Here is a 24,468-nt window from a genome sequence, read left to right on the forward strand (position 1 = left end):
ATGCGGCAGTTAACGCATTATTATTGCGGCAGGGACGCACTGCATGACTTTGTTGCCGAGCACCAGCTTACTGAAAAACGTGGGCTTATTCAGGTGTTTTCGGGGGTTAAAGCGGATACTATTGCTTCCATCGGCGCTGAGATAAACCGTTTAGCTCCTCATTTTTCGCTGATCGGCGGCTCGACGGGCGGTGAAATGTTGTCCGGCCGGGTTTATGCCGGTCAATTGGTGATTCACGTCTGTGTTTTTGAGCAATCAACCTCAGTTGAGTTATTTGCCCTTAACCGCTCTACCGTGTACACCACAGAAAGATTGCTCAGCCAGTGTAAAACCCGCACACCTAAACTGGCTATTATTTTTGCCGATGCCCAGAGCTGTAATCCCGAAGATAGCTTAGCGCAAATTGGTCGCAGCTTTCCCGGCTGTAAAGTGGTCGGTGCTGCTGTAGCGCCCGACCAGGATAGGCAGGCGCCCTATTTGCTGATGAACGATCAAATTAAAACGAACGGCCTGGTTGGCGCTCTGTTGAGCGGCGACGATTTAAGCGCTGAAATAACCTGCTGTGACGGCTGGCGGCCTGTTGGTCGTCAATTTACCGTTACAGAAGCTAAAGGTAATCAGGTTTTCAGCCTGGATAACGTGCCAATACTGGATTTTTATCAATCGTACCTGGGCGATTACACACAGCATTTGTTATCGCGTAACCCGGCTGAGTTCCCCTTATTATTGTCCGAACGCGCTGTACCGGCATTACGCACAGCCGTGGGTTTTACCGAGTGCCAACAGGGCATTGTCTTTGCCGGCCGGCTGAAAGTAGGCGATAAAGCTACTTTTGCTTATACTGACGACGATTATCTGCTCAGTAAAACGCCCGAGTTCAGATCCCGGCAAGGGGTCTGTACAGTAAACTATTCATGCTTTACCCGGCGTTCTTTTTTAAATCAGCAGGTGAATGAAGAAGTTCAGCGAATAACCGGCAAAACACAGGGTGCCGGTGGTTTTTTTTACAGTCAGTTTGCCAGCTGTTCAGGCGCGTCGCTGGTATTCAATTTAACCAGCACAGTTTTACAGCTGGCAGAAACCCGGTTGGATAAGAATCAGCAACAGCTGCCGGCTAAGTCCTATTCCATTTCGACGTCAGCCCGGGCGTTGGCCAACCTCGCCAGCAAAGCGAGTACAGAACAACAGGCGATTATTAGTAGTATCCAGCAACACCATAAAGCCATAGACGCCAGTTCAATTATTTCGGTAACTGATGCCAATGGCGTTATCAAATACGTTAATGACAAGTTCGAACAGATAAGCGGTTACTCATCCGGCGAATTACTGGGTAATACCCACAGAATTGTTCGCCACCCTAAAATGCGAACTAATGTATTTCAACATTTATGGCAGACCATCAGCGATAAGCAGCCCTGGTATGGGCTGATTCGAAACCGGAAAAAGAACGGTGACTCATACTATGTTAAAACCGCTATTTACCCCATCCTTGATAACCAGGGAAACATTCAGGAATACGTCAGTGTCCGCAACGATGTAACGGATATCGTCAAGGCCAGGCGCTCGATTCAAAAACAAAGCACAGACGCACTAACGCAATTACACAATCGCGCTAAGTTATCTCAGGATCTGGAACAACAGGGCATTTGTTGTGTTGCAGTACTGGACCTTAAAAACTTTAAATTGCTGAATGATTACTGGGGTATTGAGCACGGCGATAAAATCATTAAAGCTCTGGCCCGTGAATTAAAAAAACGATGTATGGCCGAGGCATTAAAGCTTTACCACTTAAATGGCGCTGCGTTCGCCATTAGGCCAGCTCAGCCAGTAAGCTTTTTTTCTTTTCGCATTATGATTGCTGACATCAAAGCAAATCTTGAATCAACAGATCTGACGGTCGATGAACATGAGCATGAGATCAGCTTCTCAGTCGGTATCGGCGCCTCCGCTGACCGCGCCCTTGCCTATGCCGAGAGTGCCATTATCGAAGCCAAAAGTGAGGGTATAAGCAACAGTCTGGTAACCCGGACCCAGGATTCCGAAACGGACAACTTTTATTTTTGGCTGGAAGAGGTTAAACAGGCCTTTAAAGAGCAACGGGTTATTGCTTATTTTCAAGCGATAGCTCCGACTACAAGCGATTCAAAAGGTTCACGCAAATATGAGGCGTTGGCACGACTGCAGTTAAAAAATGGCGACATTATCTCACCCCATGCTTTTTTAAACTTTCTGAAAAAGACCCGGCATTATCGCAAACTAACGCAGCTAATGCTCGTTTCAGCCGTTGAGCAGTCAAAGCAGAGCGGCTGTTTTATCTCAGTAAATCTGTCTATTCAGGACTTACTGGACCGGCAGACCGTTGATTATATTATTTCAGTCCTGGAGGCTGAACTTGAAGCGCGGATCATTTTTGAAATCACTGAATCCGAAGCCATTACAGATTTTAAGGCAGTAAAGCATTTTATCAATTCAGTACGATCCTTAGGAGCGCAAATAGCAATCGATGATTTTGGCAGTGGTTACTCTAACTTTATTTATTTGGTCGAGCTAAAGCCCGATTTTATTAAAATTGACGGTTCTATTATAAAAACCATTAAACAGAATCCGAACAGCCGCCATGTAGCACAAACTATTATTGACCTGGCCCAGGGCCTGGGAATTGAGACCGTCGCTGAATTTGTCAGTGACCAGCCAACATTTGAACTGTTAAAAAATATGGGGGCCGAGTATGTGCAGGGCTTTTATATTGCCGAACCGCTGGCCGATATTCGCGAGTGCCCTACTTCATAAATCACTAAGACAAATCTTCCAGCCGTTGCGGCCGTTTAAAGTAGTAACCCTGATAATAAACACAGCCCATGCTACTTAAAAGTTCAAGCTCGTCCAGCGTTTCCACGCCTTCAGCTATAACATTTAGCCCCAGCCCAAGGGACAACAACATAATAGCTTCTACGATTTGATGGTTGGCCGTATTTGCAGCCAGATCGCGAATGAAGCTTTTATCAATTTTCACTTCACTTAGCGGCAGCCGGCTCAAATAGCTTAGTGAGGAATAGCCGGTACCAAAGTCATCCAGTGAAAAGGTAATGCCGACTGCGTTTAACGCGGTCATTTTGGCGGCCACCGTATCGGTATTTTCTACCAGCAATTGCTCTGTTAACTCCAGGTGTAATCGCTTGGGATTAATATTTCGTCGTGTCAGCGTGTTGAGAATATCGTCTACAAAATTCGCTTGTTGAAACTGAACCGGGCTGATATTGATTGATAACCGGGCATGCTCATGTGCGGGTTGTTCAGCCATCCATTCGATAAAGTCGCAGGCCTGCTCCAGCAGCCAGTCACCAATCTGTAGAATGATCCCGTTACGCTCGGCTATCGGGATAAAGTCATCCGGTGGTATCAATTTGTCGCCGGACTGCCAACGCACCAGCGCCTCGTAGCCGACCACCGAACCACCAGACTGATACTGGGGTTGAAACATTAAGAATAACTCAGAAGTAAGCGACGGCGATTTTAATTTCTGATCAATCAATGCAGAGCTTTTGTAGTCAGCGCTGATCCCCGATTCATACAGGGTTAACTGACCGCGGCAATGAGCCTTTGACATGCCCAGCGCGCTTTGGCTGTTGTGCAGCAGCTCCAGGGCTGTATTGTCAGCACTATTTATTAAATATGCGCCTCCTGACAGCCGGAACGATAGCTGTTTATCTGCCAGTTTTAGGGGTTGCTCGAGTAGTTGCTTGGCCTGATTGAATAACTCGTGAATTTTACTCTCATCGGCAACGTTTTGCACCAGCAGCGCAAACTCATCTTCATGTACCCGCGCTACCTTTGCGTCAGCCAGTGAGGCCAGCCGCTGCGCCATAATAGTTAGCACCTTATCACCAACATCGACACCAAAGCCCTCATTAATTAGGTGAAAGTCATCAATATCAAGGCAGATTAATGCGTGACAGCCGCTTTTTTCTGAGACCAGCCCGTCCAACAGAGTATTCAACTCCACTAAAAGGGCTGCCCGATTGAGCAACCCAGTCATCGTATCGGTATTTCGTAAATTGATGATTTCCCGCTCAGTTTCAAGCTTTGAACGTAAATCGCGCAACGTTCCCATAAAGCGCTGCTCACCTTCCTGCTGAAATTCGCAAATACGCAGCTCGATAGGGATGTTAACACCCGCTTTATCAACCACTTCGAAAGTTCTTGTCCGACCGATTATGTGCGACTGACCGGTTTGTTTGTAGCGCTGCATATAGCCGTCGTGATTTTGCCGATGATAAGGACTCATGATCATATTGACGTTATTGCCCAACAACTGCTGCTGAGTGTAGCCAAGTAGCTTACTGGCTGCCGTATTGGCAAATAAAATAACGCCGTTACTATCAGTGGTAAAAATAGCATCGAGGATATTATCAAGGATGTGATAGGCGGTTTTGGTGTAGTCCTTTAACTCTTGATTGGCGGTCTCCCGTTCCGTCACCTCGTAAACAAAGCCAGTCCAGACAACCACACCGTCGTTACTCTTTTCAGGGGAGGAACGCGCTTCCAGCCAAACACGCTGATGCGAATGCGTGATTATCGGGAACACACAATAAAACTCAGTCAGCTGCTCGTACGAGTCCTTAATCAGGCGTTGTAGCTCTGCCTCGTAAGCCGGGTCGACCAGCTTAAACCAGTTATTCGCGTCGGCTAAAATATCCTCGCGCGCGACTCCGGTAAAACACTCGATTCGCTGACCCAGTTGTGTGAAACGGGTCTGCCCGTTGATGTCTATTTCAAAGCGATAAAAAGCACCTGGTGTCAGGGCAGCAACCTTCTCAAACATGATCAATCCAAACGTGATAGTGCTTTAACTAAATCATCAATCAGCGCATCGCTGTCTTTAATGACGGTATTAATTTCTTCGGCAGCGGTTGATGAGCTATTTGCCAATGCCCTTACCTCATCGGCAACCACACTAAAGCCACGACCTGCATCACCGGCCCGTGCAGCTTCAATAGCCGCATTAAGCGCCAGCAGATTAGTCTGATCCGACAACCCATTGATTGTCGTTACAAACTTGGTGATCCGCTCAGTGGATTTAACCAATGCCGACGAGGTTTCTTTGGTTTTTTCCTGCGCCTGCTGGCGGTCGGTAATGTCGACACCAAAAAATACTAATTTAGAAATATTTTCATTACGATCGTTAATTCTGCATAAACGGCCATCGATTGCACGAAAGTCACCGGTGGCTTCATTAAACTTAACTTTTTGCTCCGCAAAACCGCTTTGTTTACTTTTGTCCACCACCTCTTTATCTAACGCCTGCCAAAGATGGCTGGCAGCCTGTCGCGCATCGCCGCGGCAGGATTTTTTGAATAGCTTATTAAGAGTTAACGGCTCGCCCGATGGCGCATACTCAATACTAACCAAAGCTGATTCCATTGCATCTGTTTTAGCAAAGTACTCGTCCCGGGCCAATTTGTTTTCGGTGATGTCGGTCTGAATGGAGATATAGTGACTCACTTTACCCTGCTCGATAACCGGGCTTATCGATAAACTCACCCAATAAGCATCACCTTGTTTATCGTAGTTGAGAATCTCTTCATAAATAACCTCATGGGCGGCCAGCGCGCTGGAAATTCGCTGAATGGTTTCAGCACTGGTTTTCTCTCCTTGCAGCACATCGCCGGGCTTTTGCCCTTTAATTTCATCCAGCTCGTAACCGGTCATTTTAGTAAAACCCCGGTTAACGTATTCGGTTAATCCCTGACCATCGGTGATTACAACGGCGTTATCGGTTTCGTTGGCGACCAGTGACAACATTTCAATTTCTTGACGGCGCCGGACTTCTTCGTCGATATCTCGAAAAAAAGCAGTATAAAATAAGCGACCATCGCCTAGATCTACCTTTGAAATAGTTACCGAAGCCCACACCGTTGAGCCGTCGGCACGGGGGACCTCTAGTTCCGTGGCGCGACCGACCAGACGATCTTTGCCTGTTCGGCGGTTGCGATCCACATAGCTGTCGTGATGGCTTTGGACATCCGCAGACACCAGCATTTTCACGTTGTTGCCAATTACCTGCTCGCGTGAATACCCCCACAACTGCTCAGCAGCCTTATTGAAGGTAACCACTCGATTTTTATCATCAATAATAACCACTGCATTAAAGGCCTGCTCAAACGACTGGTCAAGAATAGCCCGTTGTTCACGCATTTCCGCAATATCGCGCATAAATGCCGTGTAGTGAGTTTTCCCGTCGACATCAAGCTTACTGAGCGACAACTCCACATAAAGTGTATCGCCGTTTTTCTGCTTAATTGGCACTTCGCGGGTCGTTCCGACGATCCGATCCTGCCCGGTACGGCGGTGCTTTTCGACATAATCATCGTGGCCACGAGCATCAGCGGGATGCATGAGCATCGCAACATTATTGCCGAGGACTTCGTTGTGACTGTACCCCCAAAGCTTCTCTGCTGCGGGATTGAAGAAAGTAACTTTATTATTTTCATCAATAGTAATTACCGCAAAAATTGAGTTTTCCAGCGCCTGCAGAGCTTTTTCGCCTTTCTTATTTCTTTTAGGCCACATCAGGGGATAACTTTGTTAACAAATCAATACCGTTTATAGAGATAACGTTGTTTATATTTTATTAGTTCAATAAAATCGAAGCTTTTGTGATTTTTCCCAACTTATCAGTAATTTCCGCAGTTCACAATCAGGTCCTGTACCAGAGTGCATAAAGAGCTGGCACAAACAGTAAGGTAATGATGGTACCGACACTAATGCCACCAATTAACACATAAGCCAGGGGCCCCCAAAAGCTATCAAGGGTTAAAGGCACAAAGGCCAGCACTGCGGCAAAGGCCGTTAATAAAACCGGCCGTGCCCGTTGCACAGCAGCCTCGATAATGGCCTTTCGTTCAGCCATGCCCTCGTTAAGGTTATCGCTAACCTGTTGGGTCAGAATTAACGTATTACGCATCAAAATACCCGCCAGCCCAATTAAGCCCAGAGTAGCTACAAAGCCAAACGGCTGTCGGAATATCAGTAAGGCGGCAACAGCACCGATAAGACCCAGTGGCGCCGTCATAATCACCATGAAGGTGCCACTGAAGCTGCGCATTTGCAGCATTACAAAAATTAACATTAAGGCCAGCATTAACGGCTGCAACGCCTGGATCGAAGCCTGTGCCTTTGCTGACTGCTCTTCAGTACCCGCTATTTGAATATCGTAGGTAAATGGCAATTGCTCCTTAATGGGCTGTAATTGCTGCCAAATAGCATCCGTTACATCCTTAGGTTGAGCCCCTGCAATTTCACTGTTAACGGCAATTGAAAATTCGCGGTTATAACGTTTTAATACCGGATCTTCAAAGCCTACCGTAATGTCAGCTAGCTGTGTTAATGGCACAACCCGCCCTTGCTGGTTGCGCAATTCTATTTGTTGCAGAACATTTTTATAGCGTGCCGCTGCTTCACTGTGATCCAGCGCTACCTGATCGCTGATAGCTTCCAGCGGTACGGTGCGAATGCCATCCCGTAACTGAGTAATGCGCTGGCCATCAAGCAGCATATTCAGCTGCTGCGCGACTAAAGCCGGAGTAAAGCCGTGGCGGATCAGTTCTCCACTCTGCCACTGTAATTGCACGACTGGCACCCGCTCACTCCATTCAAGATGAGGCTCAAGGGTGTATTGATTGGCCGCCATCACCTCGCGAACCTGCCCGGCAATTTGACGTAACTTAACCGGATCAGGGCCCATCACCCGAAAAGCAACGGGCCACTCGACAGGCGGACCATACAGTAGCCGCTCTACCCTGATGCGTGCCTGAGTAAATTCACCATCATCGATGGCCTGATTAAAGGTTTGCATAAGTTGATCACGGGCGGCCGGATTTTTCGTCACTACCAATAATTTAGCAAAGGCGCTATTGGGTTGCTCCGGATTGGCCGAAATAAAATAGCGGGGAGGCCCGGCTCCGATATAGGCTGAAACCGATTCGATGCCATCGGCATCGGCTGCAATTTTTTCCAGCTGCTGCATGGTTTTATTGGTGCGGTGAAAGGCCGTCCCTTCAGGCATGTAAACACTGACAATCACCTCCGTGCGGTCCGACGCCGGAAAAAACTGTTTCTCAACCGGACCAACCAGGCCAACAATAGCCACTATCAGCAAAGCGAATGTTGCAAAGACCACGGTCTTTTTGTGTCCAACACAGTAACTAATGAGCTGGCGCAAACGCGGGTACTTTTCTGCTGGCGAACGACTTTTTTGCTCCTCCTTGATTGCCGGCAACATTTTCACACCCAGATAAGGAGTAAAAAACACCGCCACAAGCCATGAAAGAATCAACGATATAGCCAGCACCCAAAAAATATTGCCGGCGTATTCACCGACAGCTGACTTTGCGAAACCGATAGGTACAAAACCTGCAACGGTCACTAAGGTGCCGAATAACATTGGCGCTGCCGTCACGGTCCAGGCATAGGTGGCAGCCTGCACACGGTCAATTCCTTCCTCCATTTTTACCAGCATCATTTCGATTGCAATTATGGCATCGTCAACCAGCAAACCCAGTGCAATAATAAGAGCCCCTAAGGTAATCCGATCCAGGTTCATGCCCATGGCCAGCATCACCATAAAAGTAGCTGCTAGGGTCACCGGTATCGCGATACCGACAACTAACCCGGCGCGGAAACCAATCGCCAGGATGCTGACTCCCATGACAACCAATAAAGCGACAAAGAATTTAACCTGAAATAAATTGACCGCGTCATCGATGGCGTTTGCCTGATTGGTCAGTACCCTTAATTGAATATCGACCGGTAAGCGCTGTTTTTGCTGTTGTACAAAGGTTGCCAGGCGCTCACCGAATTGTTGCCCGTTTTCGCCCTGCTCCATCACCACACCTAATAACAACGCATCCTCACCAAAAGCGCGGATCAGTTGTTGCGGTGGATCGCGAAAACCACGCTCGACTCTGGCGACATCCTGCAGCTGAAACTGGCGCTGATTGATAACTAGCGGTAAGGTCTTTAACTGGCTTAAATCGGACAAATCATTATCCAGCCGAATGCGCAGAGTTGGCCCCTCACTCTCGATACTGCCGGCGGGAATCAATTGGTTAAATTGTTGCAGTTGCTCGGCCAGTTCCCCGGCACTAGCGCCCAGACGTTGTAATTTGGCTGCATCAAACTGCACAAAAACGCGTTGCTGACGCTCACCGAACATCTGTGCTTTATTAACGCCCTGAACCTGTTGCAATCGATCGCGCAAAGCTTCAGCCACAAGCAACAGCTCACGTTGGCTGCGATTGTCACTGGTCAGTGCCATTAAGGAAAAATAAACATCGGAAAAATCTTCATTGATTTGGGGGCCGATGACCCCTTCCGGCAGACTGCCTTCAATGTCACGCATGCGTCGCCGAACCTGATAAAAACGATCCGGCAATTCTGCGGAGGTAACAAAGTCTTCGAATTCTACTTTTAAATAAACGGCTCCGGGACGTATGGTGGTTTCGACGGTTTTTAAGTCGGCTACCTGCTGAATTTCTTTTTCCAGCGGATCCACTAGCTGTCGCTCAATAACCTCGGGCGAAGCACCGGGCCACTGCGCCGAAACCATCATCACCCGCACGGTAAAGGTCGGATCCTCGGCGCGGCCCATAGCCAAAAAGGCATACAGACCCCCAATTAAAGTCAGAAGTAAGAAGAACAGCGTAACTGAACGTTGTTTAACAGCAATTGCGGAAAAGTTTAACCTGGACATTTATTCCACAACCCTTACTTTTTGGCCGTTTTTCAATCGGTTAATACCATGAGCAATAACCCGGTCACCAGCCTGCAACAGGCTGGACTGCAAAATAGCATGCTCATGATTGATTGCCACCACAGTGATTTGCAGAGCTTCTGCCTGTTGCTCACGCACTACCCAGACCTGCGGTTTGTCGCCGCGTTCATCTACGGCACTAACCGGAACCTGTAAGGTCTCATCGCCGGTTTTTTTAGTATCTACCGGTAATTGTATCTGCACCAGCTGGCCATAGGTAAACTGCTCAGGAGTCTGAGTCACACTATAACGGGTGCGTCGGGTAAACGTCTGCGGGTCCAGGGCTCCACTGGCGGAAAAAAGCTGCAGTGGATAAGTTTTTTCGGCTAACTGCAGCTGCGCAGTTTTGGCAGCAGTTACTTGTTCAGGCAGGTCAACCACTACCTGTAAATCAGAACCCTGCGCTAACTCCACTACCGGCTGACCGGCACTGACCACCAGTCCTGGTTGCGCCTGTATGCTGACAACCACCCCATCAAGGGGAGCTTTGAGTTCAGTATACCCCAGCGCGTTTTCTGCCTGGTTCAACTGCGACCGGGCTTGCTGTTGTTGGTCGCGCGCAGATTCCAGCATAACCCGGTATTGCTCCAGTTGCTCGTCACCGATGGCACCACTGTCAAACAGCTGTTGCCCCCGTTGCCAGTCATTTTTTGCTTTTGTCAGGTTTTTTTGCGCGGCCGAAAGTGTGGTTTTGGCTGCCTTTAAACGTTGCCTTATATCTTCACTGTCTAATCGGGCAAGAGCTTGCCCAGCTGTTACTTTGTCACCTGCTTCAACGTGGCGCCGGGCGATTTCGCCGGCAATCCGAAACCCCAGCGGAGTCTGAAACCTGGGCATCAGTGTTGCAGTATAATGGTTACCGGCTTCGGTATGCGGGGTAACCTGTGCTACGCTTACCGGCGTGACGTCAGCATTTGTGGCTTTTGTTTCTGAATTATCGGCCGGGCTGCAGGCGACAAGCACTAGCGAAATAAGTAAGGTTAACGTGTGTTTTTTCATGATATGCCGACAGTTAAGTTTTTAGCAAAGTAATTTATGTACAATGACATATAGCCTAACATGAAGGAACATTGAATCGTCCTGTCAGGACAATTAAATTTGTGACAAATAAAGTGACTGCACTACACTCATAGTTCGAGTCGCACATGAACCATCAAAAACGAATGCTGTAACTGCTTTTTACTTTGATTTAGGGGACAAGGAATGAGCGATAAAAAAGAAGAAGTGCTCTCCGGAGACAAGGATCTCGAGCGCGAGCGTAAGGCCAATGACCCCATGATTCCGGATGGGGAAGTTAATCCGATAGCAACAGATTACAAGGTTGGTCAAGACAACGTGGTCATGAAAATTGGTCCTTTCGGGCTGGATTTTCATAACCGCGTTTTTGCGATTTCAGGCCTGGCGATTATTGCTTTTGTATTTTTAACGCTGATTTTTCAGAATCAGGCTGAACCCATGTTCACCAGTATGCGCAACTGGCTTACGGGTAACTTAGACTGGTTCTTTATTGGTGCCGCCAATATCTTTGTGGTGCTCTGTGTTGTTTTAATTTTTACCCCGCTGGGCCGCGTACGGCTGGGTGGAACAGAGGCCCGCCCGGATTTTTCGTACTTAGGCTGGTTTTCAATGCTGTTTGCCGCAGGTATGGGTATTGGACTGATGTTTTATGGCGTCTCCGAACCCATGTCCCATTTTACCACCGCGTTAGGCGGCACGACCATGGAAGACGGTGTCCGGACTGACTGGGCCCCTTTGGGCGGCGCAGCAGGTAATGAAGCCGAAGCCATGCGACTGGGAATGGCTGCAACTATCTTCCACTGGGCATTGCACCCCTGGGCAATTTATGCCGTGCTGGCCCTTGGGCTGGCGTTGTTTGCCTTTAATAAAGGTCTGCCGTTAACCATCCGTTCGATTTTTTATCCTTTACTGGGTGAGCGGATCTGGGGCTGGCCAGGGCATATTATCGACATTGTTGCGATTTTAGCCACCTTGTTTGGTCTGGCGACATCACTAGGCTTAGGTGCTGCACAGGCTGCAGCGGGCTTAAATTTCCTGTTTGATATCCCAACCGGAGACATTACTGAAGTTCTGTTGGTAGTCGGCATTACAGCCATTGCACTTATCTCCGTGCTGGCCGGCCTGGAAGCTGGCGTACAGCGCTTATCTCAGGCTAATATGATTCTCGCTGCATTATTGATGCTGTTCGTTATTATCGTTGGCCCAACTGTTGCCATTCTAACCGGCTTTTTTGAAAACCTGGCCGCTTATGTGGTCGAATTACCCAAGCTCTCTAATCCTGTTGGCCGCGAAGACAGCAACTTTTCTCAGGGCTGGACAGCCTTCTACTGGGCCTGGTGGATTGCATGGTCTCCTTTTGTTGGCATGTTCATCGCGCGTGTTTCGCGCGGACGTACCGTGCGCGAGTTTCTTGTATCAGTACTGATTATTCCGTCGTTAGCCTGTGTTTTCTGGATGACAGTGTTCGGTACCACAGCAATGGATCAATTCCTTGCTGGTGCCAGAGAAATTGCAAGTTCAGAGTTACCGCTGCAGCTGTTTGTTATGCTGGACGGACTGCCATGGACCGGTATTACCTCGTTTATCGGTATTATTCTGGTGATGGTATTCTTTATCACCTCATCGGATTCAGGCTCGCTGGTTATTGATACCATCAGTGCCGGAGGTAAGGTCGAAGCGCCGGTTCCTCAACGTGTATTCTGGTGTACTTTCGAAGGCCTGGTTGCTATTTCACTGATTTTAGGTGGTGGCTTAGTTGCCCTGCAGGCGATGGCCGTCTCGGCTGGCCTGCCTTTCACTATTGTTCTGCTGGCGGCGTCAATAGCCGTGGTTCAGGGCCTGCGCTCCGAACCCAGAATCAATAAAATTGTGAAGTAACCCCATCAGCGGCACCCTCCGGGGTGTCGCTCACTTTACTTAATAGGTGCTTATATGGAAGCCGAGCACGTTGAAATCCTTAACTTCCTCCGCCGTTTTCCGCCATTCAATGAACTGCCCGAAGAAGAGCTGGTATTAACGGCACAACGGGTAGAGATCGCTTATTTTAAAGCGCAAAGTCAGGTTCTGGAGTTTAATCAGTCAATTAGTTCGTTACTGGTCATCCGCAGCGGAGTTGTCGAGACTTATCATCGCGACGGTGAACTGTTCAATCGACTGACTGAAGGTGGCTTTTTTGGCGAGGCAGGTTTGCTGCGTAAAGGCAAAGTTCGGTATCCGGCAAAAGCGATTGAGGATACCTTATTTTATTATATTCCCGGCGAACTGTTTAACCGTCTTTACGATGAGTACGATGCATTTGCAGATGCTGTAGAAGTTGAAGAACACCGCCGTGTCGGTCAGGCTGTAAAAGAGCGCGAAAGCCGCAATAACTTGCTCGCCGCGCGGGTTGAAAAGTTAGTCAGCCGCGAGCCGGTCGCTATTGAAGCCAGCGCCTCAATCCGCGCTGCGGCAAAAAAGATGACCGATGAGAAAGTTTCCTCATTGCTTATTTACAACACGCTGAAAGAAGAAAAGCCGGTCGGCATTATTACCGATAAAGATCTGCGCAAGCGGGTACTTGCGGCCGAGAAAGACCCTGATGATTGTGTTGCGGAAATTATGTCCTCAGACCTGGTTTTTATTAAATACAGCCAGCGAGTGTTTGAAGCCTTGTTAACCATGTTGAGAACAAATTTACACCATTTGCCGGTCATGCAACGCGGCAAAGTGGTCGGTGTTATCGCCTTGTCTGATGTTGCCCGACACGAATCCAAAAGTAGTTTGTTTGTAGTCAGTAGTATCTTTAAGCAAAATACGATTGAAGAATTGGCACAACTGGTTCCCGATGTACACAACAGTTTTGTCCGTATGGTCGAAGAAGACGCTAATTCCCGGATGATCGGTTCCGCGATGGCAACCATTGGCCGTAGTTTTAAACAGCGCTTACTGGAACTGGCAGAGGAACAATACGGTCCGCCACCGGTACCTTATTGTTTCCTGGCGCTTGGCTCGATGGCACGCGATGAACAAACCGTAGTCACCGATCAGGATAATGCCATGATCCTGCATGATGATTATGACCCTAAGCAACATGATCAGTATTTCCTCGATATTGCCCAGTTTGTATCCGATGGACTCAATGCCTGTGGCTATACCTATTGCACGGGTGACATCATGGCAACCAACTCGACCTGGCGTCAGCCATTAAAACAATGGAAGCAGTATTTTAATGACTGGATTAATAATCCATCACCCGAAAAGTTGCTCCATTCATCAATCTTTTTTGATTTGGACAGCGTTCATGGCGAGTCTAAGTTTGCGGATACCCTCAATCAGATGATAAGGGACAAAGCACCACACAATAAGCGTTTTATCGGCTCGATGGCGCGTAACGCGCTGGGCCGAACTCCACCCTTGGGCTTCTTCAAAGATTTTGTTATGGAAAAGGACGGCAAACATCGCGACAGTATCAATACCAAGCGCCGGGGTACCGGCCCGGTTGCTGATTTAATCCGGGTACACGCCTTAGCTATTGGATCCCGCCAGCGTAATTCTTTTGCCCGGCTGGAAGACATTATAGAAGCCGGCATACTACCCAAAGGCCGGGGGCCTGATTTACGCGATGCGCTGGAACTGATTTCGATGGTGCGTATCCGCCATCAGGCACTGGCGCTGGAAGCAGGTGAGCCGCCGGACAATAATGTGGCACCGGAAAATCTATCAGACTTTGAGCGAAAAAATCTGAAAGATGCCTTCCAGATCCTTAGTAACGCGCAAAAGTTTATGCGCTACCGTTATGCGGGGGGCTGATAATGTTTTACCTGGCTCCCGGCGAAACAGAGCGCAAACAACGACAGAACTTAGACTGGCAAAAGCGCTATCAGCAACTTGCTAATAAAGCAAAAAGCCCATTGTTAAAGCGTTATTACGAAGCGGGTATTACGGCCGCCTCAACACCCATAAGTGACGTCCCGCTAGTTGCGGTAGATTTTGAAACTACCGGGCTTGATGCTAAGCAACACAGCATTGTCAGTATTGCCGTTGTGCCTATGACGTTAAGTCGTATTCAACTGGCCGGGGCCCAACAATGGATGGTGAAGCCAAAGCATGAGCTAACGGAAGAGTCCATTACCATCCACGGTATCACGCACAGCGCCATTGCTTCGGCGCCGGATTTAGAAACGATTATTGAACCCTTACTGGAAGCTGTCGCAGGCAAAGTCTGGGTGGTACACTATAACGGTGTTGAACGACCTTTTTTACAAGCAGGGTTGCTCGACAGGCTGGCTGAAACCCTTCACTTCCCGCTGATTGATACTATGGAAATTGAAGCCCGTTTTCATCGTCAGGGGCAGAGTTTATGGGATAAGCTGTTAAGGCGAAAACCCTTATCTATCCGCCTGGGGGACAGCAGAACACGCTATAACCTGCCCTATTACGCTCCTCATGACGCACTGACTGACGCTTTAGCGTGCGGCGAGCTTTTTCAGGCACAAGTGGCTCATCATTTTAGTGCTGACACTCCCCTGGGCGAGCTTTGGTTGCCTTAGCTGAATTCAGTAAAACTGCTATCCTTAATTAAAAAACGCTGGAACCGAGGTTTGTTATGAAGTGGTTAAAAAACTTATCCATGCGCAACAAGCTGTTACTGCTTATTTTGCCAACACTGGTGTTGCTGGTATTACTGGCCATTGGCAGTTCCGGGGCAACTTATCAACGTTATGCCGAAGCGGACAGAGTCGAATCGCTGACCCGGATAACCGCTGCCAGCCAGCCGGTCATTGATGCTATGCAGCGTGAAAGAGGGCTGAGTGCGCTGGCGTTCGCCTCTAATTTTGATAGCGAGAGCCAACAAAATTTGCAAAACCAACGCGGCAAAACTGACAGCGCAATCTCTGAATTCCTTAGTGTTGTTAAGCAGTTTCAACAACAGCAGAGCTTGCCGGATTCTGCCCGGCAGCGCATCGAGCTGTTGCAGTCACGGGACTTAACGCGCTGGCGCGAACAAATCGATAGCGGCAACATGGACAGCCAACAAATGGCTGCTACCTACACCCAGCGAATCATTGCTTTAATGGGCATTATTGACGATGTTATTAAAGAATCAACCGCTGCTGAAATCACCCGTTTACTGAGCCTGTATTCGCAACTGGCTAATATGGCTGAGGAAGCGGGCCAGGAACGTGCTGCTGTTGCCAGCTACTTGGCAGGCAATAACTATGACCTTAACGCTGTGGCACAGCTAAACCGCCGTGCCGGACAACAAGTTGGCTTACTGACCAATGCGACAGAAGCTGCCGGTGAGCAATTACAGTCAACCCTGGAAAACCTTGCCGACTCTGAGCAACTGGCAACGGTGGAACAAATCCGCCGGCAGCTGTTAACCGATCAGGTATTCAGGCAAGTGAGTCCCTCTGACTGGTTTACTGCCAGTTCAGCTTATGTTGAGAAAATACACCAAACCAGTAATACGGTTGTCGATACGGTTAATGCAGCGGCACAACAGGAAGCCAGCGACAGTATGAGTTCATTCTGGTTGCTCACCCTTATCACAGTGGTGGTTATTGTTATTATCATTACCTTGACCACGGTTATTTTGCTGGGTATTTACTCGCAGGTGCGTGGCCTGTTGCACAATATTGACTTTGTCATGACTAACAAAGACTTAACCCATAAAGTGCAGTCAAAAAGTACCGATGAGCTTGGCCGTATCGGCTCAGCATTTAACGAATTACTGTCAAAATTCAGTGAATCGCTGCAGAAAATTGACAAGATGAGTGTGCAGTTGGCTACGGCAACTGAAGAAACGAGCTCGACTGCCGGACAGAACACTGATCAAATTGAACGTCAACAAAAACAAATTGAACAGGTTGCCGCGGCAACCGACGAAATGACCGCGACGGCCCGCGAAATCAGTGAGAATATTCAGGCCGTTGCCGATGCCGCTTCAAACTCTACCCAAAGCAAGGAAAAAGGAGCGGCAGCCGTCAGAGAGAGTATTACCAGTGTTAAATCACTAAGTGAATCAGTTGGCAATGTCGGTGATGTCATCGGTAAGCTGCAGGAGCGCAGTGCTGATATTAACCGGGTTATCGATGTTATCAATAACGTTGCTGAGCAAACAAACCTGTTAGCTCTTAATGCGGCTATCGAAGCAGCCCGCGCTGGCGAGCATGGTCGCGGCTTTGCAGTAGTAGCAGACGAAGTCCGCCAACTGGCCAGTCAGACGCATAACTCAACTACCGAAATTGATGAGATGCTGGCGACATTCCGGCAATTATCAGATACCGCCTATAATGACATCAGCCAGAGCCAATCGGTAGCGGCCGCTACTGAAGAGCAGGCGCATTAGCTGGAACAGGCTTTCCAGGCAATCTCCGATGACATTACCCAAATTAACGACATGTCCAGCCAAATTGCGACGGCTTCTGAAGAACAAGTTGCGGTATCCAAAGATATCGCCACTAATATGGAATCCGTGAACGAAGTGTCACTATTAGCGCTGACCGGTTCGCAGGAAATAAAAGCGGTTACCCAGGAGCAGGCTAAGTCGGCAAGACAGTTGCAGGATCTGGCTTTGGAGTTTAAAACCGAATAAAAGCCATCAAACAAAACGCACTGGATTAACCGCGCAATAGATTATTCGCGATCTGTCCAGTGCGTATTTTTATTGCTCTTTTCTTCTCTTTCCATAAAAAGCAGTGTCAGATAAATTTTTGTCGGTAACGACAGGATGACACCAATAGCATTCATTGCTGCACCCAACATATATCCACGATAATCAATGTCATCGTTAGCAAAAGTCACTGCTAATACAACATGGCCCAGCAAAATTAGAGTAATGCCGAGTATCATTGCAGTTTTCAGCAGCTTAGCCTGTGTCGTTACCTTCATCCGCCCGCCTTTCAGGTGTGCTCTTGGCTTATATTACAGTCGCCGGCACACAGACCCTGCCTTCCATCAGCACCCGCGCACTGCGGCTCATTATCGCCTTAATAGCCGTCCATTGTCCTTCGACTTGCTGACACTCAGCGCCAACCTGAAGTGTTCCTGAAGGGTGACCAAAGGTGACCATGGTGCGATCTCTGCCGCCGGCAGCCAGATTTACCGTAGTACCGGGGATTGCCGCAGCCACCCCGATCGCTACAGCTGCGGTGCCCATCATGGCATGATGTAACTTACCCATAGAAACGGCACGAACCAGCAGATCAATGTCATCGGCTTTTATCATCTTACCGCTGGATGCCAGATAATCCTGCGGTGGTGCTACAAAAGCAACTTTGGGTGTATGCTGACGGTTAGCGGCCTCGCTAAGTTGTTTAATCAGCCCCATTTTGACCGCTCCATGAGCGCGAATGCTCTCTAAACGCTGCAATGCATCGACATCGGTATTAATCGCTTCCTGCAACTCTGTACCCCGATAGCCAAGCTGTTCGGCATGAACAAAAATTGTCGGAATACCGGCATTTATCAAAGTTGCTTTAAGGGTACCTATATCCGGTACCTGCAAGTCATCAATGACATTACCGGTAGGAAACATCGCGTCGCCTGCTGCCGACGGATGCATAAATTCAACCGGAACTTCGGCTGCCGGAAACGTCACGCCGTCCAGGTAAAATTCACCAGTTTCCTGCACCTGTCCATCAACCATTGTCACTTTATTGATAATGGTTTTGTTAATGTTTGCCTGCCATATACGGACTTCACAGATGCCGTTATCGGGTACGCGCTCAGCAGCAACCAGGCCGTTGGTAATAGCAAAGGGTCCTACGGCCGCCGAAAGATTGCCGCAATTGCCACTCCAGTCGACAAAGGGTTTATCAATGGCGACCTGGCCAAACAAGTAATCGACATCGTGGTCCGGTTGCGCACTTTTTGACACAATTACAGTTTTGCTGGTACTGGAGGTAGCCCCGCCCATGCCATCAGTATGTTTACCATAGGGATCCGGGCTGCCGATTACCCTGAGTAACAAAGCGTCACGGGCAGCACCCGGTTTTTGTGCTGCTTCAGGTAAATCCTGCAGACGAAAGAAAACGCCCTTGGAGGTACCGCCACGAAGATACGTGGCGGGAATTTTAATTTGCGAGGTTGTCGCCATAAGAAATTATCGCTCCTTAGCTGACGGTTGCTTCAAGAAAGTCCTGCGCGAAGCGCTGCAAAACACCGCCGGCCTGGTAGATAGAGACTTCTTCTTTGGTATCCAGACGACAATGCACAGCAACCTCCTGCTGCTCACCACTGCTGCGGTGAATCACCAGAGTCAGCATAGCGCCTGCCTGGGGCTCACCTTTAACATCAAATTGCTCGGTTCCATCGATATTTAACGTTTTTCGTGTGGTACCTTGCTCAAACTGTAACGGCAGTACTCCCATCCCAATCAGGTTGGTCCGGTGAATGCGTTCAAAGCCTTCCGCAACAATACACTCAACACCGGCTAAGCGGACACCTTTCGCCGCCCAGTCCCGTGACGAGCCCTGCCCATAATCGGCTCCGGCAACAATAATCAGAGGCTGCTTAGAACTCATGTAGTGCTCGATGGCTTCCCACATGCGCACCACCTGACCGTCCGGCTCAATGCGAGCCAGCGAGCCCTGAATAACGTCGCCATTTTCGTCACGCACCATTTCATTGAACAGTTTAGGGTTAGCAAAAGTTGCGCGCTGGGCGGTTAAATGATCGCCCCGGTGGGTTGCGTAAGAGTTAAAATCCTCCTCCGGCACACCCATCTGACTCAAGTACTCGCCCGCCGCACTGTCAGCCATAATGGCATTAGACGGTGACAAGTGATCAGTGGTGATGTTTTCACCCAGAATCGCCAGTGGGCGCATCGCGGTGAGTTTATTTTCAGTCGCCAGGTCTCCTTCCCAGTAAGGCGGACGGCGAATATAGGTACTCATTGGACGCCAGTCGTACAATGGGTTGTTCTGTTCACCATAGTCGACGTTTAGCTTGAACATGGGATCGTAGACTTTTCGAAACTGCTCGGGTTTGACGCTGGTTTTGACCATCGCGTCGATTTCTTCATCACTGGGCCAGATATCTTTAAGAGTTACCGGATTACCCTCTTGATCGTAACCCAAAACGTCCTTTTCGATGTCAAATCGAATAGTACCGGCAATTGCATAGGCCACAACCAGCGGCGGAGAAGCCAAAAACGCCTGCTTCGCATAAGGGTGGATACGGCCGTCAAAATTACGGTTACCGGACAGAACAGCGGTTGAAAATAAATCGCGGTCGATGATTTCCTGTTGGATCTTGGGATCCAGACTACCGCTCATACCATTACAGGTGGTACAGGCAAAGGCTACAACACCAAAGCCCAGTGCTTCCAGTTCACTCAGCAGTTCGGCTTCCTGCAAATACATTTTTACCGTTTTTGAACCCGGAGCCAGTGATGATTTAACCCAGGGTTTGCGCGTCAGCCCCAGTTTATTGGCGTTGCGGGCAATTAACCCGGCCGCGATCATATTGCGTGGGTTACTGGTATTGGTGCAACTGGTAATCGCGGCAATAATAACAGCCCCGTCCGGCATTTGGCCCTGTTCCGGCTGCTCAATATGTTTTGCTACACCACGCTCGTTCAGTTCCGATGCCGGTAATAAAGCGTGCGGATTTGACGGCCCGGCCAGGTTGCGCTCGACTTTCGTCAGGTCAAAGCTTAGCACTCGCTGGTAGTCCGCTTTGCTCAGGCTTTCGCCCCATAAGCCGGTTTCTCTGGCGTACTTTTCAACTAATTCTACCTGTTCATCATCACGGCCGGTCAGCTTCAGGTAGTCAATGGTCTGCTCATCAATGTAAAACATTGCAGCCGTTGCGCCGTATTCGGGGGTCATATTCGAAATCGTCGCGCGGTCGCCAACAGTCAGCGCTTCAGCACCGCTACCGAAAAACTCCAGATAAGCACCGACAACGCGTTCACGGCGAAGGAATTCTGTCAGTGCCAACACCAGGTCAGTACCGGTAATGCCTGGCCTTAAGCGACCCGTTAACTCCACTCCGACGATATCGGGTAAGCGCATGTATGACGCTCGTCCCAACATAACACTTTCGGCTTCAAGTCCACCAACACCAACCGAGATAACGCCCAGGGCGTCTACCATTGGTGTATGACTGTCAGTACCCACGCAGGTATCGACAAAGGCAACATTATCCTGAACCTGAACCACCGGTGACATTTTTTCCAGATTGATCTGGTGCATAATGCCATTACCGGGTGGAATTACATCGACGTTTTTAAACGCTGTTTTAGTCCAGTTAATAAAATGAAAACGGTCGTCATTGCGCCGATCTTCAATAGCACGGTTTTTTTCAAAGGCGTCCTTATCAAAACCGGCATGCTCAACCGCCAATGAATGATCAACAATCAACTGGGTCGGCACCACCGGGTTAACTTTTGCCGGATCGCCACCTTTAGCTGCAATCGCGTCACGCAAACCGGCCAGGTCGACTAACGCGGTCTGGCCCAAAATATCATGGCAAACAACACGCGCCGGAAACCAGGGAAAATCGTGTTCCCGCTTCCGGTAAACTAACTGCTCCAGCGACTGCGTTAACAGGTCAGGTGGGCAGCGGCGAACCAGGTTTTCTGCTAGTACCCGCGAGGTATAAGGCAGCTTTTCGTAGCTACCCGGCTCGATTGCCTCCACCGCCGCCCGGGCATCAAAATACTCAAGCGTTGTTCCAGCTAATGTTTTGCGGTATTCAGAATTCATAACAGCTGCCTTTATTATCGTTCATCAATTGCCGGAACAGGACGAGCGTCAGGGCCTGTGTAATCCGCAGAAGGACGGATGATACGATTATTCTGGCGCTGTTCTTTAACATGAGCAGTCCAGCCCGTAACCCGTGACATCACAAAGATAGGGGTAAAGAGCTTGGTTGGAATCCCCATATAATTGTAGGCTGAAGCATGGAAAAAGTCGGCGTTAGGAAACAGCTTTTTCTCGCGCCACATAACTTCTTCGCAGCGTTCAGAGACATCATATAAACGGCTGTCACCGACTTGCTCAGCCAGTTTTTTAGACCAGGCTTTAATGATGTCGTTACGCGGATCGAACTCACGATAAATCGCATGGCCGAAGCCCATGATTTTCTCTTTGCGTTCCAGCATGCCCATCAGCTTTTGCTCGGCATCTTCGGCATCTTTCATGTCTTCGATCAGTTCCATTGCAGCTTCATTGGCACCGCCATGTAATGGACCGCGCAAAGAACCAATGGCACCAGTTACACACGAGTGAATGTCTGATAGTGTCGAGGCACAGACTCTGGCGGTAAAGGTCGAGGCATTAAACTCATGCTCAGCATATAGAATCAGCGATGTATTCATCACGTCGGCATGCAGTTTCGACGGTGACTCGTCATGTAACAAACGTAAAAAGTGAGCGCCGATAGACTCTTCTTCTGAATCGGTGTCAATACGCACACCGTCGTGAGTAAAGCGATACCAGTACAACACCATGCCCGGGAAAGTCGCCAGCAGCCGCTCGATGTGATCGTCCGCTTCGTCAAAACTGCTTTCGGTTTCAAGGTTACCGAGCATTGAACAGCCGGTTCGCATCACGTCCATAGGATGAGCACTTTGTGGGATGCGCTCCAGCACATCTTTAACTTCCTGTGGCAGCGTACGCAACGTTTTCAGGCGCTTGCGATATTCATCCAGTTGCGCCTGATCAGGTAACTCGCCCTTGGCCAGCAAGTAAGCCACTTCTTCAAAGGTAACTTTTTCTGCCAGCTCTTTAATATCGTAACCCCGATAGGTCAGTCCTGATCCGGATTTGCCCACAGTACAAAGTGCAGTTTCGCCAGCTGACTGACCACGCAGGCCAGCACCAGTTAATTTTTTATCAGCCATAATTGTTTCCCTATTTCTTGAATAATTGATCGAGCTTTTGTTCAAAGTCGTGGTAATTTAAAAAGTCGTACAGTTCGGCGCGCGTTTGCATCTCGTCGATCACCGCTTTTTGGTCGCCGTCTTCTAAAATATGATTGTAGACATTAAGTGCTGCTTTATTCATCGCACGAAAAGCACTTAATGGGTAAAGCACAATATCAACTCCTACGGCAGCCAACTCATCCTTATTAAATAAGGGCGTTGCGCCAAATTCAGTGATATTTGCCAGGACCGGTACATTTAACGCATTGCTGAAGGCCTGATACTGTTCGAGGGTGTGTACGGCCTCTGCGAAAATTGCATCGGCACCGGCATCAACACAAGCTTGCGCCCGCTCAATGGCAGCTTCCAGACCCTGTTGCTGCAAAGCATCGGTACGAGCCATTATAAGAAACTGGTCATCGATACGGGCATCTACCGCCGCCTTTACCCGATCAACCATTTCCGCCTGGGTGACAATTTCTTTATTTGGCCGGTGGCCACAGCGCTTTTGCGCTACCTGATCCTCTATATGCATACCGGCGGCGCCGGAACGGGTCATCTCTTTTACTGTGCGGGCAATATTAAAGGCGCCCCCCCAGCCCGTATCAGCGTCCACCAACAGCGGCAAATCACTGGCGCCGGTAATGCGGCGAATATCTTCACAAACATCGTTGAGTGATGTCATACCCAGGTCAGGCAGGCCAAACGAGGCATTCGCCACTCCGGCACCTGAAAGGTAAAGCGCCTTGTGCCCAACTTTTTCGGCCATCATCGCCGTATAGGCATTAATTGTACCAACAATCTGCAACGGATTTTCGGTGGTAATGGCTTGGCGCAGTTTAGCGCCGGGACTGTGCAAATGACTCATAATAGTTCCTTTTGTGTGGCTAGTTTACGTTCAATATTCTTACGTGAAGCACTAATGTGACGGCGCATCAGAAGATCCGCCAGCTCGCCGTCCCGATTAGCTATCGCGTTAATAATCGCTTTGTGTTCATCAAAAGCGTGCGATACACGCGGGCCGTTCATCCCCAGCTGGACCCGGTACATCCGTACTAAAAAGTACAGTTCGTCGCACAGCATGTTAATTAAATAAGGGTTTTTACTGGCCAGGATAATGCGGTAATGAAAATCCACATCGCCGGCTTCCTGGTAATAGCTTTCGCCCTCTCGCACCCGCTGCTGGTGCAAATGATCATCCAGCAATCTGGCCAACGCCTCAATTTCACTATCTGCCATACGTTCCGCTGCCAACCGACAGGCTAAACCTTCCAGCTCTTCCCGTATTTGATACAATGCTAACAAACCTTCCCGGGTTAAGGTGACAACCCTTGCCCCAGCGTTCGGGATGCGCTGAACCAGATGACAGCGCTCTAACCGGGCAAGTGCCTCGCGCAATGGCGCGCGGCTGACATTAAATTGCTTAGCAAGCCCGGTTTCACTGATTTTACTGCCCGGAGAAATATCTCCCTCGACAATAGCCTGCTGGATCGCCCTGAGTACCCGATCAGCAGAGGTTACCGGAGACGGTCCAGTTAGTTGTACTTCATAAGCGCTATGCATTAACCCAAACGACCTTTTGGTGTCGACAATATTAACACCCTACTTGTTAAATACTAATTAATCAATATCATTCACGTTATATTGTCGACAATCCAAGACAGGTCGCTTGCTTACTGATTTACCTCTGTTAGTCACCCGGCAATCCAAAAAGCCGCAAATTCATCGTTTTCGGTTCCATTATTTGGCCACCGCTAGTAAAGTAAGGCCACTTTTTTCGGCTCCT

General features: G+C 49.0%; 16 protein-coding genes. 6 read left to right on the forward strand and 10 right to left on the reverse strand.

What is annotated here, in order from left to right; genetic code table 11:
- A complete protein-coding gene (locus LG288_RS06635; RefSeq protein ID WP_404399340.1) occupies positions 1–2,790 on the forward strand; it encodes an EAL domain-containing protein in 2,790 nt (929 codons plus the stop codon).
- 4 nt (positions 2,791–2,794) lie between these two features.
- Here LG288_RS06635 and LG288_RS06640 read toward each other — a convergent pair whose 3' ends face one another.
- The 4 genes from LG288_RS06640 to LG288_RS06655 form a co-directional block, all read right to left on the reverse strand.
- Positions 2,795–4,822, reverse strand: a complete 2,028-nt coding sequence (locus LG288_RS06640; RefSeq protein WP_404399341.1) for an EAL domain-containing protein — start codon at positions 4,820–4,822, stop codon at positions 2,795–2,797.
- A 2-nt stretch (positions 4,823–4,824) separates the two neighbouring features.
- Positions 4,825–6,570: a PAS domain S-box protein gene (locus LG288_RS06645; RefSeq protein ID WP_404399342.1), complete on the reverse strand. Its 1,746-nt coding sequence runs from the start codon at positions 6,568–6,570 to the stop codon at positions 4,825–4,827.
- Positions 6,571–6,697: 127 nt separating this feature from the next.
- On the reverse strand, positions 6,698–9,751 hold the full coding sequence (locus LG288_RS06650) for an efflux RND transporter permease subunit (RefSeq protein WP_404399343.1): 3,054 nt from the start codon (positions 9,749–9,751) through the stop codon (positions 6,698–6,700).
- Positions 9,752–10,810 (reverse strand): efflux RND transporter periplasmic adaptor subunit, encoded by a 1,059-nt coding sequence (locus tag LG288_RS06655; protein WP_404399344.1) that lies wholly within the window; start codon positions 10,808–10,810, stop codon positions 9,752–9,754.
- 276 nt (positions 10,811–11,086) lie between these two features.
- Here LG288_RS06655 and LG288_RS06660 point away from each other — a divergent pair, with 276 nt between their 5' ends.
- The 5 genes from LG288_RS06660 to LG288_RS06680 are packed head-to-tail and all read left to right on the forward strand — an operon-like array spanning position 11,087 to position 17,405.
- A complete protein-coding gene (locus LG288_RS06660; RefSeq protein ID WP_404403054.1) occupies positions 11,087–12,706 on the forward strand; it encodes a BCCT family transporter in 1,620 nt (539 codons plus the stop codon).
- Positions 12,707–12,760: 54 nt separating this feature from the next.
- Positions 12,761–14,617 carry a DUF294 nucleotidyltransferase-like domain-containing protein gene (locus tag LG288_RS06665; protein WP_404399345.1) on the forward strand — a complete coding sequence of 619 codons (1,857 nt, stop codon included), beginning with the start codon at positions 12,761–12,763 and terminating at the stop codon, positions 14,615–14,617.
- Between the two features lie 2 nt (positions 14,618–14,619).
- Positions 14,620–15,357 carry a 3'-5' exonuclease gene (locus tag LG288_RS06670; RefSeq protein WP_404399347.1) on the forward strand — a complete coding sequence of 246 codons (738 nt, stop codon included), beginning with the start codon at positions 14,620–14,622 and terminating at the stop codon, positions 15,355–15,357.
- A 56-nt stretch (positions 15,358–15,413) separates the two neighbouring features.
- On the forward strand, positions 15,414–17,159 hold the full coding sequence (locus LG288_RS06675) for a methyl-accepting chemotaxis protein (protein WP_404399348.1): 1,746 nt from the start codon (positions 15,414–15,416) through the stop codon (positions 17,157–17,159).
- A 51-nt stretch (positions 17,160–17,210) separates the two neighbouring features.
- On the forward strand, positions 17,211–17,405 hold the full coding sequence (locus tag LG288_RS06680; protein WP_404399349.1) for a hypothetical protein: 195 nt from the start codon (positions 17,211–17,213) through the stop codon (positions 17,403–17,405).
- 41 nt (positions 17,406–17,446) lie between these two features.
- Here the strand turns inward: LG288_RS06680 and LG288_RS06685 are convergent, their stop codons facing one another.
- Genes LG288_RS06685 through LG288_RS06710 form a run of 6 tightly spaced genes read right to left on the reverse strand, consistent with a single transcriptional unit; the run spans position 17,447 to position 24,245 of the window.
- Positions 17,447–17,701, reverse strand: coding sequence for a hypothetical protein (locus tag LG288_RS06685; protein ID WP_404399350.1), 255 nt, complete (start codon positions 17,699–17,701; stop codon positions 17,447–17,449).
- A 28-nt stretch (positions 17,702–17,729) separates the two neighbouring features.
- Positions 17,730–18,908, reverse strand: coding sequence for a 2-methylaconitate cis-trans isomerase PrpF (gene prpF, locus LG288_RS06690; protein WP_404399351.1), 1,179 nt, complete (start codon positions 18,906–18,908; stop codon positions 17,730–17,732).
- Between the two features lie 16 nt (positions 18,909–18,924).
- Positions 18,925–21,522: a Fe/S-dependent 2-methylisocitrate dehydratase AcnD gene (acnD, locus tag LG288_RS06695; RefSeq protein ID WP_404399352.1), complete on the reverse strand. Its 2,598-nt coding sequence runs from the start codon at positions 21,520–21,522 to the stop codon at positions 18,925–18,927.
- A 14-nt stretch (positions 21,523–21,536) separates the two neighbouring features.
- Entirely contained in the window at positions 21,537–22,661 is a 1,125-nt protein-coding gene (prpC, locus tag LG288_RS06700) for a 2-methylcitrate synthase (RefSeq protein WP_404399353.1), read from the reverse strand.
- A 10-nt stretch (positions 22,662–22,671) separates the two neighbouring features.
- The gene (prpB, locus tag LG288_RS06705) at positions 22,672–23,550 is read right to left on the reverse strand and encodes a methylisocitrate lyase (RefSeq protein WP_404399354.1); all 879 of its coding nucleotides are present in this window, start codon (positions 23,548–23,550) and stop codon (positions 22,672–22,674) included.
- Positions 23,547–24,245 (reverse strand): GntR family transcriptional regulator, encoded by a 699-nt coding sequence (locus LG288_RS06710; RefSeq protein ID WP_404399355.1) that lies wholly within the window; start codon positions 24,243–24,245, stop codon positions 23,547–23,549. Before LG288_RS06710 ends, prpB begins: the two co-directional genes overlap by 4 nt.
- Positions 24,246–24,468 lie beyond the last annotated feature (223 nt).

This window comes from Idiomarina seosinensis, from assembly GCF_044797955.1.
GTDB lineage: Bacteria > Pseudomonadota > Gammaproteobacteria > Enterobacterales > Alteromonadaceae > Idiomarina > Idiomarina seosinensis_A.

What these genes read in the sequence shown, in the direction of transcription:
- LG288_RS06635 (WP_404399340.1), top strand. Translation starts at nt 1, where the DNA reads ATGCGGCAGTTAACGCATTATTATTGCGGCAGGGACGCACTGCATGAC.
- LG288_RS06640 (WP_404399341.1), bottom strand. Translation starts at nt 4,822, where the DNA reads ATGTTTGAGAAGGTTGCTGCCCTGACACCAGGTGCTTTTTATCGCTTT.
- LG288_RS06645 (WP_404399342.1), bottom strand. Translation starts at nt 6,570, where the DNA reads ATGTGGCCTAAAAGAAATAAGAAAGGCGAAAAAGCTCTGCAGGCGCTG.
- LG288_RS06650 (WP_404399343.1), bottom strand. Translation starts at nt 9,751, where the DNA reads ATGTCCAGGTTAAACTTTTCCGCAATTGCTGTTAAACAACGTTCAGTT.
- LG288_RS06655 (WP_404399344.1), bottom strand. Translation starts at nt 10,810, where the DNA reads ATGAAAAAACACACGTTAACCTTACTTATTTCGCTAGTGCTTGTCGCC.
- LG288_RS06660 (WP_404403054.1), top strand. Translation starts at nt 11,087, where the DNA reads ATGATTCCGGATGGGGAAGTTAATCCGATAGCAACAGATTACAAGGTT.
- LG288_RS06665 (WP_404399345.1), top strand. Translation starts at nt 12,761, where the DNA reads ATGGAAGCCGAGCACGTTGAAATCCTTAACTTCCTCCGCCGTTTTCCG.
- LG288_RS06670 (WP_404399347.1), top strand. Translation starts at nt 14,620, where the DNA reads ATGTTTTACCTGGCTCCCGGCGAAACAGAGCGCAAACAACGACAGAAC.
- LG288_RS06675 (WP_404399348.1), top strand. Translation starts at nt 15,414, where the DNA reads ATGAAGTGGTTAAAAAACTTATCCATGCGCAACAAGCTGTTACTGCTT.
- LG288_RS06680 (WP_404399349.1), top strand. Translation starts at nt 17,211, where the DNA reads ATGTCCAGCCAAATTGCGACGGCTTCTGAAGAACAAGTTGCGGTATCC.
- LG288_RS06685 (WP_404399350.1), bottom strand. Translation starts at nt 17,701, where the DNA reads ATGAAGGTAACGACACAGGCTAAGCTGCTGAAAACTGCAATGATACTC.
- prpF (WP_404399351.1), bottom strand. Translation starts at nt 18,908, where the DNA reads ATGGCGACAACCTCGCAAATTAAAATTCCCGCCACGTATCTTCGTGGC.
- acnD (WP_404399352.1), bottom strand. Translation starts at nt 21,522, where the DNA reads ATGAATTCTGAATACCGCAAAACATTAGCTGGAACAACGCTTGAGTAT.
- prpC (WP_404399353.1), bottom strand. Translation starts at nt 22,661, where the DNA reads ATGGCTGATAAAAAATTAACTGGTGCTGGCCTGCGTGGTCAGTCAGCT.
- prpB (WP_404399354.1), bottom strand. Translation starts at nt 23,550, where the DNA reads ATGAGTCATTTGCACAGTCCCGGCGCTAAACTGCGCCAAGCCATTACC.
- LG288_RS06710 (WP_404399355.1), bottom strand. Translation starts at nt 24,245, where the DNA reads ATGCATAGCGCTTATGAAGTACAACTAACTGGACCGTCTCCGGTAACC.